This window comes from Streptosporangium sp. NPDC053982, assembly GCF_055585205.1.
This window is the reverse complement of sequence record NZ_JBVJKQ010000007.1, coordinates 36,753-52,624: the sequence shown is the minus strand read 5'-3', so window position 1 is coordinate 52,624 and position 15,872 is coordinate 36,753. Positions and strand designations below refer to the sequence as shown.

Below are 15,872 nucleotides of genomic sequence, written 5' to 3'. Positions count from 1 at the left end.
TCGCGGGAGGTCGGGACGCGACGCGGCCGGCGCACCGGGACCGGGTCCCGAGGGCCGGGAGTGACGAGGAAACCAGGGAACACAGGGTGCGGGCGGGACGGGGCACCGACCGGGGCCCGGCGACCGGGAGACGGGCAGGTCAGGGCGCGAGAGCCTCCAGTGCCGCCTCTGCGCGGCGCATCGACTCCACCGGGTCGGCGTCCGGCGAGCCGATCTCCGGGTCGAAGTTGAGGTCGTGGAAGACGTCGGTGACGCCCTTGGCCTCCAGGCGGGCCACGTCCCGCCGGATCTCCTCGAACGAGCCGGTCATCGGAGCCCTCTCCGCCTCGCCGGACGGTCGTACCCGGGTGACGCATCGTGTGACGAACCGCAGCCCCTCGGGGTCGCGTCCGTTCTCCCGCGCCGCCTCCTTTACGATGTAGATTTTTTGATCGATGTCGTCGAGGTCCTCCCGGCTCGCGCTGATCCAGCCGTCCGCCAGCCGCCCCGCGCGGCGCAGCGCCGGCTTCGCGCCCCCGCCCAGCAGGATCGGCGGCGGGGTGAGCGGCTTCGGATCCTGGTGCACGGGCGGCAGCTCGTAGAACTCCCCCCGGTGCTCGACGACGTCCTCCGCCCAGAGCCGGCGCAGCAGATACAGGAACTCCTCCCCCCGGCGGCCGCGCAGCTCGAACGGCACGCCGGAGGCGACGAACTCCTCCCGCAGCCATCCCAGCCCGAGCCCCACGTCCAGCCGCCCGCCCGACACCGCCTGCAGGGTGGCGAGCTGCTTGGCCATCAGCGCGGGCGAGGCGAACGGCATGTTCAGCACCGCCGCCCCCAGCCGGATCCGGGAGGTCACCCCGGCGAGATAGGCCAGCGTGACCACCGGGTCGTGCACGCTGCGGTACACCGGGCCCATCGGGTGCCCCCGCGGATACAGCAGCCGCTGGAAGGTCCACACCTCGTGGTAGCCGAGCTCCTCGGCCCTGCGGGCGACCCGCGTCATGTTGCCCGGCGTCGCCCAGGACCCCGAGACCGGCACCGCGAATCCGATCCTCATGCACCGCACTGTATGCCGCGCGGCACGTCACGGCGCGGCTCCGGCGCGGCGCGCCCGGCATCCGGCACGACGCCCTCCCGGCTCCGGCGCGACGCGCCTCGGGCTCCGGTACGGCCCGCCCTCGGACTCCGGTACGGCGCGCTCCCGGCTCCGGCGCGGCGGGGTCCGGACCGCGCACCGGGCTCTCCGGCTCCGGTGCGGCGGGACCGGAGACCGGTGGTTCACTTGGCGGGTGAACGACAGCGACGATCTCATCGACGACCTCCGGCGGCTGGCCGAGCGGCACGGCGACGGCCCCGCCGAGGTCGTCCCGACCCGGCCGGACGTGGTGATCGTCCGGGCCGGGTCCATCGTGGTCAAGGCGCACGGTCCCGGCGCGCGGCGGGAGCCGCTGGAACTGCGGGTGCGGGCGGCGGCCCACCCCGCGCTGCGCGGGATCGTGCTCGGGCCGGTGACCGAGGAGGTCACCGCCGTCCGCGGCAGGCTCGTCACCGTGTGGCCCGCGGGCACCCCGGTGGATCCGGGCGACCCGGACGCGGCCCCGTGGACGGCGGCGGCGCGGCTGCTGGCCCGGCTGCACGCCGTACCGGCGCGGGCGCTGCCCCCGCTGCCCTCGGCGGGCGGACCGGCCCGGGTCGCGGCGACGGTCGCCCGGCTGGAGGGCCGCTCCCCCGCCGCGGACCTGGTGCGCCGCACCCTGGCGTGCCTGCCCCTGCCCCTGCCCGGCCCTCCCGGCGTCTCCCCGGCCTCCCCCCGTGTCGCCCCCGGAGACCTCCCCGCTCCCGCCGCGGAGCTGCCCGGCCCCCGCGTCCCCCTCGACTCCGCCGGCGCTCCCGGCCTCCCCGGCACTCCCCGCGCCGCCGGCCTCCCGGGCCGGTCCGGTGCGGCCGGTGCGGCCGGTGCGGCCGGTGTCACGGGCTCGCTCGCCCACGGCGACTGGCACATGGGCCAGCTCGTCCGCACCGGAGGCGAGTGGATCCTCATCGACGTCGACGACATGGGGACCGGCGACCCGGCCTGGGACCTGGCGCGGCCGGCGGCGTGGTTCGCGGCCGGGCTGCTGGAGCCGTCCGTCTGGCACGGCTTCCTGGCCGCCTACCGGGCGGCCGGGGGACGCGCCGCCGGAGCCGGGGGCGACGACCCGTGGCCGTGGCTCGACCTGCCCGCCCAGGCGATGACCGTGCAGCTCGCGGCTGCCGCGGTCGACAAGGCCGAGCGGGCGGGCCGGCCGCTGGACGAGGTCGAGCACGCCCTCCTCGACACGTGCGAGAAGATTGCCAGGGCCAGAAACGCCTGCCACGGCGCATCCGCGCAGTAGGTTGTGGATACTCCAAGGAAACGCGAACAACAAGGAGATCAGCCAGATGCAGTGCCCGAAGTGCCGGGGCCTGATGCGCACCTACGAGCGCAACGGCGTCCACATCGACCAGTGCGAGAGCTGTCGAGGGATCTTCCTTGACTACGGCGAGCTGGAGACCCTCACCCGCATCGAGAGCCAGTGGTCCCAGCAGCACCACTCCGCGCCGCCGCCTCCCCCGCCGCCGCCGCACGGCGCCCCGGGCTGGGGCGCGCCGCACCACGGTCACTACGGCCACCACCGCCAGCGCAGCTGGGTGGGCATGCTCTTCTCGACCTGACCGGCCGCGGACTGCACCGGGCCGGGGCCCGTCACGGGCCCCGGCCCGCTCGTCCCCGGCCGCCGCGCCCGCCCTCCCCGATCCGGCCAGGGCGGGCGCGCCCCGGAAGGACGAGCGCGTCCCCCGTCGCCCCGGAGGCGCTCAGACCGGTCAGACCGGTCAGGCCGGGAACTCGCCGGGCTTGACCTTCCGGGAGCGGGCGTTGCCCCCGACGACGGGGTTCAGGGTGAGGGTCCAGTTCTTCCAGCTGATCTGGGTGGCGCTGTAGGTGGTCCGGAACCGCAGCGCCTTGTCGAACCGCTCGAAGGCGCACGACCTGGTGAAGGTCCGGGCCCGGGAGTCCCAGTCGTCGCCGAGCGTGTAGTAGACCTTGTAGCTGCCGTCCCGCACGCCGCGGACCTTGAACTTCGACTTCTTGCGCACGTAGACGGTGACGGCCTTCTTCTTCCCCCGCACCAGGACGACGACGGCGTCCTGACGGTTGCCGTTGCGCAGCTCCAGGTAGCCGCGCCCGGTGCGGCTCTCGGACCGGATGTAGCGGCCGTTGGGCAGGCGGCGGGTGCGCTGCGCGGCCGCCTTGACCGGCACGACGTCGGCGGGGTAGCCGCTCAGCGAGCGCGCGGCCTCGCGCACCGCCGGCAGCTCGTCCTCGCGCTCCATCCTGGTCAGCACGGCCGGGCCGGTGCAGACCTCCTGGTTCTGCGCCTCCTGACGTGCGGTGTCGAAGGCGGCGGCGAACCGGCGCAGCGCCGTCAGGTAGGCGTCGTGCCCTGCCCTGACCTCGGCGGGCGGCGTCAGCTCCGCCAGCCGGGTCACCGCGTCGTTCACCGTGGTCGAGGCCCGCTCCAGCCGCCCGTCGAGGCTCTTCGGCCCGTCGGCCGCGGCGAGCTTCCGCAGCGCTTCGCGCACCGGGCCGCGCGCCTTGTCCAGTTCGCTCCGGTAGGCGTCGGCGGTCAGCGCGACGGGGGCCGGCGTTCCGGGAGTTCCGGGAGAGGAGGCCGTCCCGCCGGTCGCGGCCGGGCCGGCGGCGGGCTCGCGCTCGCCGGCGGTGCAGGCGCACAGGGCCAGGGCAGTGATCACGACGCAGGAGAGCAGCCGGGGGGTGGTCACCTGTCCCACTATCGCCTGCTAGATCATCGCACGTCAATGGCGGCGTCCCCGGCCGCGTCCGGCCACAGCCGCCGGACGGCCAGCCCCGCCGCCATGCCGGTGGCCGCCCCGGCGAGCACGTCGCCCGGGTAGTGGACGCCGGTGTAGACGCGGGAGAAGCAGACCCCCGCGGCCAGCGCGCAGATCGGGACCGCGACCGCCGCGGGCGCCTCCAGCGCCACGGCGGTGGCGAACGCGGCGGCGGAGGCGGAGTGGCCGGAGGGGAACGAGGTCGACACCGGCATGCGGATCAGCCGCTCCAGGGGCAGCCCCTCGGCCGAGGGGCGGGTGCGGCCGAAGATCTGTTTGCCCACCAGGTTCACCAGCGGGCTGGCCAGGCTGATCGCGAGCAGGCCGCGCGTCGCGGCGCGGCGCAGCGGCCGGCGCCCGGTGGCCGTCAGCACCCCGGCGAGCCCGGCCCACAGCAGCGAGTTGTCGGCGGCGCGGGACAGCGCGGGCACGAAACGCTCCAGGCCGGGCAGGTGCGCCCCCGCCACCGCGGCGAAGAGCCTCCTGTCCAGCCGGCTCAGCCACGGCCTCACCCTCATGCCCCGCATGCGCACCACCTTCCCGTACGGCCTCTCGCCTTCCCGCGCGGCCTCTCGCCTTCCCACCTGGCCGGCCGTATCACCGTCCTCCCGCACCGTTTCCCGTACGGCCGGCCTCCGGCTTCCCGTACGGCCGGCCGTCAGCCGACGGCGATCCGGAAGAGGGCGTCGCCCGAGGCGCGCCTGCTCACGTCGTCCGGGGGCGTCCGGCCGTCCGGGCAGCGGCGGCAGTTGGAGATCGTGACGGTGGTCGTGCCCGGCCGTTTGGCGTTGAAGACGAAGTAGCGGGCCGGACCCGCGGCGCCGGAGGCGGGGCCGGACTCCTCGCTGATGAAGGAGGCCACCGCGACGTCGGGCAGGTCGCCCATCTCCCAGTCGTCGCCGGCGGGCCGGTCGTCGTCCACCGCCAGCGTGAAGCGCGCGCCCGGGGCGACCCGGACGTCCACGGTCCTGCCGACGCTCCCGTGGAAGACCGTGCCGACGTCCTTGACGGCGCTTCCGGAGCCGCAGCCCCCGGCCAGCACCACCAGCAGCAGGGCGGCCAGCCCCGTTCGGTACATCACCCGGCTCAGCGTAGCGAGCCCGCGGGGGTGTCGTCCCGGAGGGCGCCGCCGTACGGCCCGGCGTCCGGAGGGGTCCCCTCCCCGGCGGACGGCGCCGGGGCGGGGCAGGACGGAGGCGAGCCGGGACGGGGCGGGGGGTGAGCACCGGGGCGAGGGCGAGCCGGGGCGGGGGTGAGCCGGGGGCCGGGAGCCGCCGGCCGGGCGGTCAGCCGCCGGCGAGGCGGGAGCGGTAGACGCGCCGGGCGCGCTCGTAGAGGGCCAGGTGGTCGTCGAGCTGCCCCGGGCGGTCGAAGACCCCGAGGTCGCGGACCATCGCCTCCAGGCCGTCCAGCCAGTCCAGGCACCAGCGGACGTCCTCGGGCCTGGCCACGTGGCGGCCGGCCACGTCGAGGTAGACCGGGCTGGTGTGGGCGTACACGCCCTCGCCGGTCAGCGAGCGCTCGTGCGGGCCTCCGACGGCCACCGCGACGACGTAGGTGGGGTCGCCGGCGACCAGCTCCGCGGTCAGCTCGCCGGGCGGTCCCTCGGCCAGGACGCCGTCGGCGGTACGGATCTCCAGCCGCTCCACCTCGGGGCCGATCGAGCGCACGACGATCGGGATCCGGTCGCCGGGTGAGAGGTCCAGGGTGTCCCCGGGTCCCCGGCCGCCGGCCGACAGCTCCAGCCAGGGGCCGGTGGTGCCGAAGGTGCGGCCCCGCCGTACGGCCTCGGCGAACGAGGCGGCGGTGAGCGGCCCGTCCACCCGTGCGTAGACGCGGGCCCAGCCGGGCGGGTTGGACTGGTTGCCCCGCCGGGTGAAGGAGATCATCGCGTCGGTGCCCGCGGTGACCGCGAGCCGGTTGCCCGCGCCGATCAGCCGCCGGTAGATCGCGGCGGGTCCGGTGATCGTGGTCTGGCTGAGCACGTCGAGGCTGTCGACCAGGCCGAGGGCGGCGTCGGCGACGATCTCCCGGGCGGTGCAGTTGCGGCCCGAGGCCAGGCCCGCCTCGGGGCCGTCGGCGTCGGTGACCGCGGCGTGGAAGGGGTGGCTGTAGCCCAGCAGCGCGCCGAGCCGGCGCAGTTCCTCGCAGCCGGCGGCGTTGGGCGGCCAGTCGGCGTCGCCGGCGAATCCGGTGTGGAACCGTTCCGGCGGGGCCGAGACGCCGAAGGCGTACAGGTGGCCGAGCAGGTCGTTGCGGTACTCGACGCCGATCCTGGCCAGGTGGGTGGCGTCCGACCACGGCAGGTCCTGTCCCGCCCAGTGCCCCAGCGCCTCGGAGTCGTAGACGCGCGGGGTGGAGACGTTCCCGGCGACCAGGTTGAGCACGTGCAGGTCCTCGCCGTGCTGGATGGCGGCGGCGTGCTCGGGCAGGCCGACCGTGTCCCCGGCCCAGTTGAGGTGGACGTGCATGTCGCCGCCGTACCAGCCGCGCGCGGCGGCGTCGTAGAGCCGCTCGGGGGTCAGCTCGACCAGGGTCTCCTCGCCGGCCGCCGGGGTGATCTCCACCTGGGCGGCGCCGTACTCCATGCCCCGGGTCACCCGCACGGTCAGGGGTTCGGCGGGGACGTCCAGCACGACGTCGTCGCCGTGGAAGTAGGGCAGCACGTGGTAGTCGCGGCGGGCGGGGGCGCCCTCGGGGTACCAGCCCTGCTCGTGCCCGCCGTGGACGCTCCACCGGCAGGGGAACCCGGCGCGCAGCCGCAGGCGGGCGGCGGCGGCCGGGCGGGTCAGCGCGGAGAGGTCCACGCGGCGGCCGTCGGCGACGACCTCGCTCGCACTGGTGATCCCGACCAGCCGGGCCCCGCGCGGGCCGACCTCGCAGGTCTCGCCGTCCACCGTGACGGTGGTCCTCTCGTCGCGGGTGGAGTCGAGCAGCAGGGTCGTGCGCAGCGGCCGGTCGTCCAGAACGGCCTGCGGGAGCGCCTCCAGGGTGTGGCCGCCGGGGGTGAGGCGGAGCGCGGCGAGGTTGTCGCGGACCCGGCCGTCCAGGACGCCGCGCACGATCTCGTCCATGTCGAGCCGGACCAGGCGGGTGCGCCGCTCCTGGGGGGACAGCTCCGGGTGGCGGGCGGCGACCATGGCGTGGCAGACGTCCCAGAAGGTGTCGGTGCCCATGAGGTAGGCGTCGGTCGCCATGGACTTGACGTAGAAGATGGGGTTCTCACCCCAGGTGACGCCGTGCTCGGCCAGCAGCCGGCGGTACTCCTCGGTGGCCCGGGCGACGGCGGGCGGCAGGAGTGGGTCGTGACACATCGTTTCTCCCCGTGAGAAGGCGCCTGACGATCGCCGTCATCGTGGCACCCGGACACGGACCGCCACGGCCCCGTCACACTCATTGGGAGGATTTATCACTACTTAGAGGGAAAGAAGCCAACCCATAACTGCCGATCCTCCTCCGGTTCCGGCGGCCCCGGTCAGGGGTGGCCGGCGCCGCGCGGTCCCGGGGGGGCCGCGCGGCCGGGAGCCCGGCTCAGCGGCTGCTCGGCGCCGGGCCCAGACGCATCCGCATTGCGTGCTCCACCAGCGTGATCAGGACCTCCTTGCCGGACTCCCGGCGGCGGGCGTCGCACATCACGATGGGGATGTCCTCGTGGAGGGTCAGGCCGAGCCGTACCTCGTCGAGGTCGTAGCGGCGGGCGCCGTCGAAGCAGTTGACCGCGACGATGAAGGGCGTCTCGCGCCGCTCGAAGTAGTCGAGGGAGGGGAAGCAGTCGGCCAGCCTGCGGGTGTCGGCGAGCACGACCGCGCCCAGCGCGCCGAGGGCCAGCTCGTCCCACAGGAACCAGAAGCGCTCCTGGCCGGGCGTGCCGAACAGGTACAGCCGGTAGTCGTCGCCGATGGTGATGCGGCCGAAGTCCATCGCGACCGTGGTCGTCTTCTTGCCCTCCACCCCCGACAGGTCGTCGATTCCGATGCCCTGGTGGGTCAGGGTCTCCTCGGTACGCAGCGGTTCGATCTCCGACACCGACCCGACCAGGGTCGTCTTGCCGGCTCCGAAGCCTCCGGCGACCAGGATCTTGATCGCCTTGGGCAGCGTGACGCGCCCCGCTTCGCGGTCAGAGCGCACGGAGGCCATCCAGCACCGCCTTGTAGAGCTTCTCGTCGTGCATGTCCGTCTCCGAGTGAGGTTCTTGCGTGGCGATGAGTCCCTGGTCGAGCAGGTCGCTGAGCAGGACGCGGACCGTGCCCGCCGGGAGGTTGATGTGCGCGGCGATCTCCGCCACCGACTGGGGCCGGTGGCAGAAGCGCACGATGGCCTGGCACTCCGGATCGAGACCGCCCGCCCCCGCGTGGGCGGGGCCCACGGCCACCGCCAGGGTGATCAGGTCGAACCGGCCACGGGTGGGCTCGGTCCTGCCGCGGGTGAGGACGTAGGGCCGGACGATCGCGCCGGCGTCATCCCCCACCCACTGCGTGTCGGGATGCTCGTCGGAGGCGGGCATCACGAACCGTCGTCCCCGGCGAGGTCGGAGCGCGCGGGTGAGGTGAGGTACTGGCCGACGCGGGTGACGAGCATGGCCATCTCGTAGGCCACCAGGCCGACGTCGGCCTGGTGGGCGCAGAGCACCGCCAGGCAGGCCCCCTGCCCGGCCGCGGTCACGATCAGGTACGCCGACCGCATCTCGATGATGGTCTGGCGCACCGCGCCGCCCTCGACGCGGTCGCTGACCCCCCGGCCCAGGCTCTGGATCGCCGACCCCACCGCGGCCAGATGCTCGGCGTCGGCCCGGTCGAACCCCCGCGAGGCTGCCAGCAGCAGGCCGTCGGTGGAGAAGACGATGCCGTGCTCGGCCTCCTCCACCCTCGCGACCAGGTCGTCCAGCAACCAGGCCAGGTCGGTGAAAGATCCTGTTCCCTGCACCACTCGTTGTCCTCTTTCTGCTTAATTCTGCTGAAAGGGCGGTAAATCACCCGCCGCGGCGGCCCCCGACGCCGACGCGGATCGGAGTCGTCACGGAACCGTCATCGGTCTCGTTCCCGCGACGGGCCGCCGGCCGGATCGTCCTCTTCGGAGAGCAGCTGGGCGGCCTCGGACCGGCCCCGGCGCGTGCCGGCCTGGAAGGAGGCCATGGCCGCGCGGATCGCGTCCGGCGAGGGCTCGCCCTCGCCGGACGCGGCCGGCTCCGCGGGCTCGGCGGACCACTGGCGCTCCTCCTGGAGGGGGGCCGCGAGGTTGGTCTGCGGGACGCGGCGCGGCAGGCCGCCGGGCGTGTGGCTGGTGTCGGGCGGCGGCAGGAGCGGCGGCGCCGCAGGCGTGGCGGGCGCGGCGGCGGCCGTACGGCGCGCCGCCGATCCGCCGGCTCCGCCGTCCATGTCATCCTCGACGCCGGCCGGGGCGGCCGGGGCGGCCGGGGCTGCTCCGACGGCCCCGACGGCCCGGCGCACGGCCTCCCGGGCCGGGCTCTCCCGGAAGGCGGAGCCCGGCGCGGAGGAGGGGTCGGGCACGGAGGAGGGATCCGCCAGGGACGGCCCGGCGGGGAGTCCCGCCCGCGGGGCGGCGGAGAAGACCGCCTCGGGGACCCGTACGGCGTTCTCCATCGTGACGTCGGCGGGGATCCCGGCGTCCCCGGGCCTGTCCCGCCCGCCGTTCCCGCCGTCTCCGCCCTCGCTCACCAGCTCCTGGGGGATCAGGACGACGACCGTCGTGCCGCCGTACGGCGAGGTCTTGAACGCCACCCGGATCTCGTGCCGCTCGGCCAGCCGGCTGACCACGTACAGGCCCAGGCGGGCGTTGCCGGCGAGCTTGAGCTCGGGGGGGTTGGCGATCCGCTCGTTGGCGGCGGCGATGTCCTCCGGGCTCATGCCCAGGCCCCGGTCCTCGATCTCCAGGGCGTAGCCGTGGGCCACGACGCCCCCGCTGACCTGCACGGTCGTGTAGGGCGGGGAGAAGGACGCGGCGTTCTCGACGAGCTCGGCCACCAGGTGGATGACGTCGCCGACCGCGCGCCCCTCCAGCTCGGCGTCGCCCAGGGGCAGCACGTCCACCCGGGTGTAGTCCTCGATCTCGGCCAGCGCGCCGCGGACCACGTCGATCATCGGGACCGAGTCGCGCCAGGCGCGACCGGGTGAGGCGCCCGCCAGCACCAGGAGGTTCTCGGCGTAGCGCCGCATACGGGTCGCCAGGTGGTCGAGCCGGAACAGGTCCCGCAGCTCCTGCGGGTCGTTCTCCCGGCGTTCCATGACGTCCAGCACGCTGAGCTGGCGGTGGACCAGCGACTGGGTACGGCGGGCGAGGTTGCGCAGGATGTCGGCGATGTCGCGGCGGAGCTGGGCCTGCTCGGCGGCGACCTTGATGGCGGTGCGCTGCACGGCGTTGAACGCCTGGCCCACCTGGCCGATCTGGTCGCTGCCGAACTCCAGCTCGGGGGCCTCGGCCGCGACGTCGACCTCCTCTCCGTGGCCGATCCGCTCGACGACCGAGGGAAGCCGTTCGTCGGCGAGCTCCCGGGCCGCGTCGCGCAGCTTCTCCAGCTGCCGGATCAGGGCGCGGGCGGTGGTGATGGACAGCACGATCGAGGCGATGACGGCGAGCAGTCCGAGTCCTCCGGCCAGGACCAGCCGGACGATGACGCCGGTGGCGACCGGCCCGGACCGCTCGACCACGCCGGCGCCCGAGGCGAGCACGACCTCGGCCAGCCGGGAGTGCGCCGGCTGGGCGACCGCGCTCCACTGCTGGGCGTCGATCAGCCCGGAGGACACCGCCTGGTCGTTGCCGATCAGCAGGGTCTCCAGGGAGCGCAGCCGGGTGAACTGCTGCCCTTCGGACAGCCGCCGGTAGGCGTCCTGGTCGGAGGCGGGCAGCTCGTCCATCGACTGGGTCACCAGAAGCTGCCGGTTGCCGACGAGCTGGGTGAGCTGGACGCGCTCGGCGCCGGTGAGCCGGCCCGCCGTCAGGGCGCCGGCCACCAGGGCGTCCTCCTGGGCCAGGAGGTCGCGGGCCCGGTTCATCCTGATCAGTGCCCGGGTGTCTCCGGCGATCTCCTCGTCGTCCAGCGTCGCCATGGAGTCGTAGACGCGGAAGACCGCGTCGACGGCGCCGGTGAACATGGCGACCGCGTGGGCGCGGTCCATCTGCCCGCCGTCGATCGCCCCGCGCGCGGCGGTCAGGTCGTCGAGCAGCCGGCGGACCTCGCCGATGTGCCTGCCGAGCGTGTCGCTTCCCAGCAGCTCCACGGCGCGGCCGGAGGTGAGCGTGCGGAAGTTCGCGGCGGCGTCGTCGGTGCGCCCGCGCTGGGCGGCCAGCGCCTGCTGCCGCTGGCGCGGCCCGACGGCACTGCCCAGGGTGACTGCGGTGAGGCGGCGCTCGGCCTGGAGGGCGACGATGAGCTGCTCGCCGGGGTCGGCCACCTCGGTGCTGAGCGTGGCGACGCCCAGCATGTTGACGCCGTCCCGGACGGTCACCCACGCGGTGAACGCCCAGAGTGCGACAAGTGATACCAGCAGCGCCGTCACCTTGGTCCGCAGGCGTGGATCACGCACGCGCATAGCATCAACCCCGGAAAAAAGCAGAAAAATGGCTGTTTCGTCGCGGACCGATCAGCACATATACGTCGCCGTCGCCGCTTTGCAGGGATAAGTAGTACATCCCCAATGCACCCGCCAAACCCTAGCAATATCCCCAAATACCCTCAAGGCGAGGCATGAGCAAAAATGCCCGTCTGTCCTTTTCGAGAGGTTCACCAGTGGTTTTTCCGGTGCTCACTCCGGCATGGCCCCCGTCTCCCCTCCGGAGAGGTGGAGCGCCCCCAGGACGGCCGCCCGCACGATGGCGACCGGCAGGTAGAGGTCCTTGTCGACCCAGAGCGGCGGCGGCCGGTGGTCCCGGGCGGCCAGCAGCGCCTCGCGGCCGCGCCGTACCGCGTCCCGCTCCCGCCGTGCCGCGGCCGGCTCCCGCCCGCGGGCGGCGCCGGTCAGCAGCAGGGTCTGCAGTGCGTAGGCGGTCTCCTCGGCGGTGCCCTCCCAGCGGCCCCAGGAGCCGTCCGGGCGCTGGGTGGCGAGCACCCAATCCGCGGCCCGGCCGACCGCCTCCCGCGACTCCGGGCCGCCGAACTCGGCCAGGGCGATCGCGCAGCAGGCCGTGGCGTAGTACGGCGAGACGTGCCAGCGGTCCGTCCACCTCCCCTCGCCGTCCTGGCGGTCGCGCAGCCAGGAGACGAGCTTGGCGACGACGGCCGCGTGCCGGGGCTCGCCGCCGCGGCGGCGCACGTACTCACCGAAGGCGTCGAGCACGTGGGCGTTGGTCGTCGGGGACATCCCCTCCTCGCCGCGCCAGGTGCAGAAGTGGGTGTCCAGCTCGAACGGCCACAGCCCCTCGGGCTCGCACGGCTCGCCGAGCAGCGCCAGCGCGTGCAGCGCCACGGAGGTGGTGTCGGCGTCGGCCGGCAGCCCCGGCCCGGTGGCGACCCCGTCCGGTCCCAGCCTCTCGCGCAGGCTCGCCGCCAGCTCTGGCGGCGCCTCCACGGGGAGGCCGGCGCGCAGCAGCCAGCTCAGCGTCCAGCCGCGCTCGAACACGGTGATGGGGAGGGCACACGGCACCGGCCCGCCGGAGACCGACACCACCTCCTCCAGGTACCGCCGCACCGGGGCCGCCGCGCCGGGCGGGCGCGCGCCGTTCCCGGGGCCGCCCGCCGGGGCGTCCCCCTCCGGCCCGGCGCCCGGCGGGGCCGCGGCCAGCCAGGCGGCGCTCGCCGCGGGCGACGCGCCCACGGCCGCCATCCCCGCGGTCATCGGCGTCGGGGCGATCCCCTGCGCGGCCGCCCCTTCCGGGCCCGCCGCCTCCAGCGCGTGGACCAGCTTCTGCGGAACGGCCGCGCCGGAGGCCATCCACCGCCTGACCGCGGCCAGCTTGGCGCCGTCCGCACCCGGGAACGGCCCCGGCGCCGGGCCGAGGCGGCCGGCGGTGTCCGGGTCCTCCGCGTCGAGGTGACCGCCGATCAGGGAGAGCAGGCAGGGCACGATGAGCTCGATCGCCGGCATGTCCGGCAGCGGTTCCTTCCGGCCCGGGGCCGCCTGGGACCGCACCAGCGCGAGGCCCCGGGCGGCGGCCTTGGCCAGCAGGTCGCGGTCGGCGGAGGACTCCCGGCGGCGCTCGGCCAGCAGCGCCTCGACCGCGCTGAGGGTGGGGACGAGGCCGTGGTGGCCCGGAGGGCCCCAGCCGCCGTCCCCCCGCTGGGTGGCGATCAGGAAGTCGATCCGCCCGGCGTGCCCGGACAGCCACGGCGCCAGGCTCACCACCCGGCCGGTCTCGTACGGCGAGGGCGACACCTGGCCCCAGGGCTCGGCCAGCAGGCCGGCCACCAGCTCCCGCGCCGCGGCGGGCAGGTCGCCGGGGGCGTGAGACCGGCCGGGCGTCTCCGGGGCGGGCCGGCCGGCGGCGCTCACGACACTCACAGCATTCACGGCGCTCACGGCATTCACAGCGCTCACGGCGCCCGCAGCGCTCACGACGCCGGTCACAGCGTCCCCCAGTAGTCGCCGACCCGGTAGAACCCAGCGCAGAAGTCCATCTGGCGCTCCATGTAGCGGGCCAGCTCCGGGTGGGCGTCCAGCGCGGCCAGGAGCTCCCTGGCGTCGGCGGCGAGTTCGGCGGTCCGCCGTTCGATCCCGGCGCGGCCGCCGCCGAGCGGGATCGCGTTGAGGTCGCCCCAGGCGACGTCCCGCTCGTAGGTGCCGAGGTCGTTGAGGAGGCGGATGACCCGCTGCACGGCCCGGCTCGCCTCGCGCAGCGGCTCGGCGTCCGCCACCGCCCCGCCGTCCGCGACGTGGATCCAGTGGGCGGCGAAGACGAAGGAGAAGCCGAGGTTGTCGGCGTTGGCGAGATACTCCTCCAGCGTGGGCCGGGCCTTCTCGCTCTTCCAGCGCCACTCGGTGAGCATGCCGTCCAGCATCCGCCGCAGCTCGTCGCGCCAGACCGGCCCGAGCACGCCGTACGCGGGCGAGGCGGACAGCTCGTCGCGGATGTCCGCCAGCATGCGGGTCAGGTCGTCGCCGGGGACGGGCGGGGCGCCCGCGGCCACGTCCGCGCAGCGCCGGGCGATGCCCTCGACCTCCTCCCGGGAGTCGGCGACGTAGTCGACGAGCCAGTCCAGGCCGAAGGCCCACAGGGTGACCTTGTTGGCCATCCGCAGCCGGTCGGCGTCGAGCCACGGCCCGCTGAAGGCCATCGCCAGGGAGAGCGTGCTGTACAGGGCGGCGTCGAACGGCTTGGCGGAGAACAGTTCCGGGTAGGCCGCCGCCCACCCGCGCATGTCCCGCTGGGCGTGGCCGGCCCCGGCGCAGATCGCCCCGCACTCCGCGGCCGGCGGCCAGGCGTCCCGGGCGGGCGCGGCCGTCATCGCCCGGCCCCGACCCGGTCGCGTCCGGTGAAGGACACCTTCAGCATGACCTTCTGCTTCGGGCGCAGCGAGGCCGCCCAGCCCATGGGGTACGGCCCCGGGGTGGGCACCGACACGCGGTACCGGCTGAGGATGGAGGCGACCACGAGCGGCGCCTCGACGTAGAACAGGTGCTCGCCCAGGCACTTGTGCGGCCCGCCGCCGAAGGGGAAGTAGGAGTACCTGTGCCTGCGCTCCCCCTCGGCGGGCGCGAACCGCTCGGGGTCGAACTCGTCCGGGCGCTCCCAGAACGCGTCCAGCCGCTGCGTGGCGTAGGGGGAGATGAACACCGTCGAGCCGCGCCGGATCCGCACGCCGCCGATCTCCGCGTCCTCCATGACCTGCCGCGGCAGCAGCCAGCCCGCCGGGTACATGCGCAGGGTCTCCAGCAGCGCCATCCGGGTGTAGGTGAGCCGCGGGAGGTGCTCGGGCAGGGCCGGGCCGCCGCCGACCACCTCGTCGATCTCGGCCTGGAGCCGGGCCTCGACCTCCGGGTGCTCCTTCAGCAGCAGCCACAGCCAGGTGATGACCATCGCGGTGGTCTCCGAGGAGGCGGCGTAGACGCTGACCAGGGCGTCGCGGATCTGCTTGGCGGTGAGCGGGTCGCCGTTGTCGTCGGTGGCGCGGCAGAGCATCGAGATGACGTCGGTGCTGTCGTCCGGGTGCTCCATGGCACGGCGCACGATCGGGTACACGACGTCGTCGATTCGCTGGACGGCCCTCTCCAGGGCCCGGTCGCGGGGCACCCGGATCGTGTAGGGCATGAACGGCATGAGGAACCGGTAGACGAGCGAGTTGGCGACCGTGTCGAAGGCGGGGATGATGTCCTCCCCGTCCTTGCGGTCCAGCTTGTCGCCGAACAGCACCCGGTTGACGATGTAGGTGAGGATGGTGGACATCTCGGTGGCGGCGTCGAAGCTCTGCCCGGACCGGGCGAGGTCGTCCCACTCCTCGATGCGGCCGGCGACGCGCCGGGAGACCTCCTCGGTGATCGTGGCGATGTACCGGGTGGTGAACATCGGCTGCAGGATCTTCCGGCTGACGTGCCACTGCTCGCCGTCACCCATGATGCTGTGCCCGAAGAGCCGGTCCAGGGGACGCCAGAACATCCCCACCCGCTGGTAGTTCGTCCACTCCAGGCGCATCACCTGCTGGACGTGATCGGGGTGGGAGACCAGGTAGGGCCGGAACGGTCCCAGCCCCAGCCGGACGACCTCCCCGCCGGACCGGCGGGCGAGGTCCGCCAGGGCGACCGCGGGGTCGCGGAGCAGGGCCGGAAGGGCCCGGTGCATCGGAACGGACCTCGCCCGTCGAGCGGATGAAACGGCCACATCTGTCGGCATCGCCAAGGTCTCCCCACCGGCGCCCCGAATCCGCGCAGCACGAGACCGCCCATGGCGGTGCGGGCCGTACGGGATCCGGGAGCGGGGTCCGGCCACCTCGCCACGGCCGGTTCCCGCGCGGAAGGAACAGGTCAGGACCTGCCGGAGGGCAGCCCTCGCGCGACCTTCCCGCGCACCGTCATGCGCTTTCCGTCCTTGCGGTATTCACTGAGCGCACTATTACGACATTTGCAACTCTT

The 15,872-nt window shown here is 74.5% G+C and carries 14 protein-coding genes; 2 read left to right on the top strand and 12 right to left on the bottom strand.

From position 1 onward, the window contains the following. Positions 1-139: 139 nt before the first annotated feature. A complete protein-coding gene (locus ACZ6W9_RS13905) occupies positions 140-1,039 on the bottom strand; it encodes a TIGR03619 family F420-dependent LLM class oxidoreductase (protein ID WP_470117980.1) in 900 nt (299 codons plus the stop codon). A 232-nt stretch (positions 1,040-1,271) separates the two neighbouring features. Between ACZ6W9_RS13905 and ACZ6W9_RS13900 the strand changes: the two genes are divergently transcribed. Then, on the top strand, positions 1,272-2,357 hold the full coding sequence (locus ACZ6W9_RS13900) for a phosphotransferase family protein (RefSeq protein WP_470117978.1): 1,086 nt from the start codon (positions 1,272-1,274) through the stop codon (positions 2,355-2,357). A 46-nt stretch (positions 2,358-2,403) separates the two neighbouring features. Beyond that, on the top strand, positions 2,404-2,676 hold the full coding sequence (locus ACZ6W9_RS13895) for a TFIIB-type zinc ribbon-containing protein (protein ID WP_470117976.1): 273 nt from the start codon (positions 2,404-2,406) through the stop codon (positions 2,674-2,676). 159 nt (positions 2,677-2,835) lie between these two features. Here the strand turns inward: ACZ6W9_RS13895 and ACZ6W9_RS13890 are convergent, their stop codons facing one another. The 11 genes from ACZ6W9_RS13890 to ACZ6W9_RS13840 all read right to left on the bottom strand — a co-directional run bounded on the left by ACZ6W9_RS13890 (position 2,836) and on the right by ACZ6W9_RS13840 (position 15,582). Continuing rightward, on the bottom strand, positions 2,836-3,786 hold the full coding sequence (locus ACZ6W9_RS13890; RefSeq protein ID WP_470117974.1) for a hypothetical protein: 951 nt from the start codon (positions 3,784-3,786) through the stop codon (positions 2,836-2,838). A 23-nt stretch (positions 3,787-3,809) separates the two neighbouring features. Continuing rightward, positions 3,810-4,382 carry a phosphatase PAP2 family protein gene (locus tag ACZ6W9_RS13885; RefSeq protein ID WP_389962822.1) on the bottom strand — a complete coding sequence of 191 codons (573 nt, stop codon included), beginning with the start codon at positions 4,380-4,382 and terminating at the stop codon, positions 3,810-3,812. A 131-nt stretch (positions 4,383-4,513) separates the two neighbouring features. Beyond that, positions 4,514-4,933: a hypothetical protein gene (locus ACZ6W9_RS13880; protein ID WP_389963559.1), complete on the bottom strand. Its 420-nt coding sequence runs from the start codon at positions 4,931-4,933 to the stop codon at positions 4,514-4,516. A gap of 208 nt (positions 4,934-5,141) precedes the next feature. Beyond that, the gene (locus tag ACZ6W9_RS13875) at positions 5,142-7,169 is read right to left on the bottom strand and encodes a CehA/McbA family metallohydrolase (protein ID WP_470117971.1); all 2,028 of its coding nucleotides are present in this window, start codon (positions 7,167-7,169) and stop codon (positions 5,142-5,144) included. A gap of 217 nt (positions 7,170-7,386) precedes the next feature. Beyond that, on the bottom strand, positions 7,387-7,992 hold the full coding sequence (locus ACZ6W9_RS13870; RefSeq protein WP_362938224.1) for a GTP-binding protein: 606 nt from the start codon (positions 7,990-7,992) through the stop codon (positions 7,387-7,389). Then, positions 7,973-8,359, bottom strand: a complete 387-nt coding sequence (locus ACZ6W9_RS13865; RefSeq protein ID WP_362938227.1) for a DUF742 domain-containing protein — start codon at positions 8,357-8,359, stop codon at positions 7,973-7,975. The genes ACZ6W9_RS13870 and ACZ6W9_RS13865 overlap by 20 nt, the downstream gene beginning before the upstream one ends. Continuing rightward, positions 8,359-8,781, bottom strand: coding sequence for a roadblock/LC7 domain-containing protein (locus ACZ6W9_RS13860; RefSeq protein ID WP_362938230.1), 423 nt, complete (start codon positions 8,779-8,781; stop codon positions 8,359-8,361). Before ACZ6W9_RS13860 ends, ACZ6W9_RS13865 begins: the two co-directional genes overlap by 1 nt. A gap of 98 nt (positions 8,782-8,879) precedes the next feature. Then, the gene (locus ACZ6W9_RS13855; RefSeq protein ID WP_389962815.1) at positions 8,880-11,402 is read right to left on the bottom strand and encodes a sensor histidine kinase; all 2,523 of its coding nucleotides are present in this window, start codon (positions 11,400-11,402) and stop codon (positions 8,880-8,882) included. 213 nt (positions 11,403-11,615) lie between these two features. Next, entirely contained in the window at positions 11,616-13,316 is a 1,701-nt protein-coding gene (locus ACZ6W9_RS13850) for a prenyltransferase/squalene oxidase repeat-containing protein (RefSeq protein ID WP_389962813.1), read from the bottom strand. Between the two features lie 53 nt (positions 13,317-13,369). Beyond that, positions 13,370-14,251: a terpene synthase family protein gene (locus tag ACZ6W9_RS13845; protein ID WP_389962809.1), complete on the bottom strand. Its 882-nt coding sequence runs from the start codon at positions 14,249-14,251 to the stop codon at positions 13,370-13,372. Continuing rightward, positions 14,248-15,582, bottom strand: coding sequence for a cytochrome P450 (locus ACZ6W9_RS13840; protein WP_389962806.1), 1,335 nt, complete (start codon positions 15,580-15,582; stop codon positions 14,248-14,250). The genes ACZ6W9_RS13845 and ACZ6W9_RS13840 overlap by 4 nt, the downstream gene beginning before the upstream one ends. Positions 15,583-15,872: the final 290 nt, after the last annotated feature.

What these genes read in the sequence shown, in the direction of transcription:
- ACZ6W9_RS13880 (WP_389963559.1), bottom strand. Translation starts at nt 4,933, where the DNA reads ATGTACCGAACGGGGCTGGCCGCCCTGCTGCTGGTGGTGCTGGCCGGG.
- ACZ6W9_RS13905 (WP_470117980.1), bottom strand. Translation starts at nt 1,039, where the DNA reads ATGAGGATCGGATTCGCGGTGCCGGTCTCGGGGTCCTGGGCGACGCCG.
- ACZ6W9_RS13845 (WP_389962809.1), bottom strand. Translation starts at nt 14,251, where the DNA reads ATGACGGCCGCGCCCGCCCGGGACGCCTGGCCGCCGGCCGCGGAGTGC.
- ACZ6W9_RS13865 (WP_362938227.1), bottom strand. Translation starts at nt 8,359, where the DNA reads ATGCCCGCCTCCGACGAGCATCCCGACACGCAGTGGGTGGGGGATGAC.
- ACZ6W9_RS13840 (WP_389962806.1), bottom strand. Translation starts at nt 15,582, where the DNA reads ATGCACCGGGCCCTTCCGGCCCTGCTCCGCGACCCCGCGGTCGCCCTG.
- ACZ6W9_RS13855 (WP_389962815.1), bottom strand. Translation starts at nt 11,402, where the DNA reads ATGCGCGTGCGTGATCCACGCCTGCGGACCAAGGTGACGGCGCTGCTG.
- ACZ6W9_RS13895 (WP_470117976.1), top strand. Translation starts at nt 2,404, where the DNA reads ATGCAGTGCCCGAAGTGCCGGGGCCTGATGCGCACCTACGAGCGCAAC.
- ACZ6W9_RS13875 (WP_470117971.1), bottom strand. Translation starts at nt 7,169, where the DNA reads ATGTGTCACGACCCACTCCTGCCGCCCGCCGTCGCCCGGGCCACCGAG.
- ACZ6W9_RS13885 (WP_389962822.1), bottom strand. Translation starts at nt 4,382, where the DNA reads ATGCGGGGCATGAGGGTGAGGCCGTGGCTGAGCCGGCTGGACAGGAGG.
- ACZ6W9_RS13870 (WP_362938224.1), bottom strand. Translation starts at nt 7,992, where the DNA reads ATGGCCTCCGTGCGCTCTGACCGCGAAGCGGGGCGCGTCACGCTGCCC.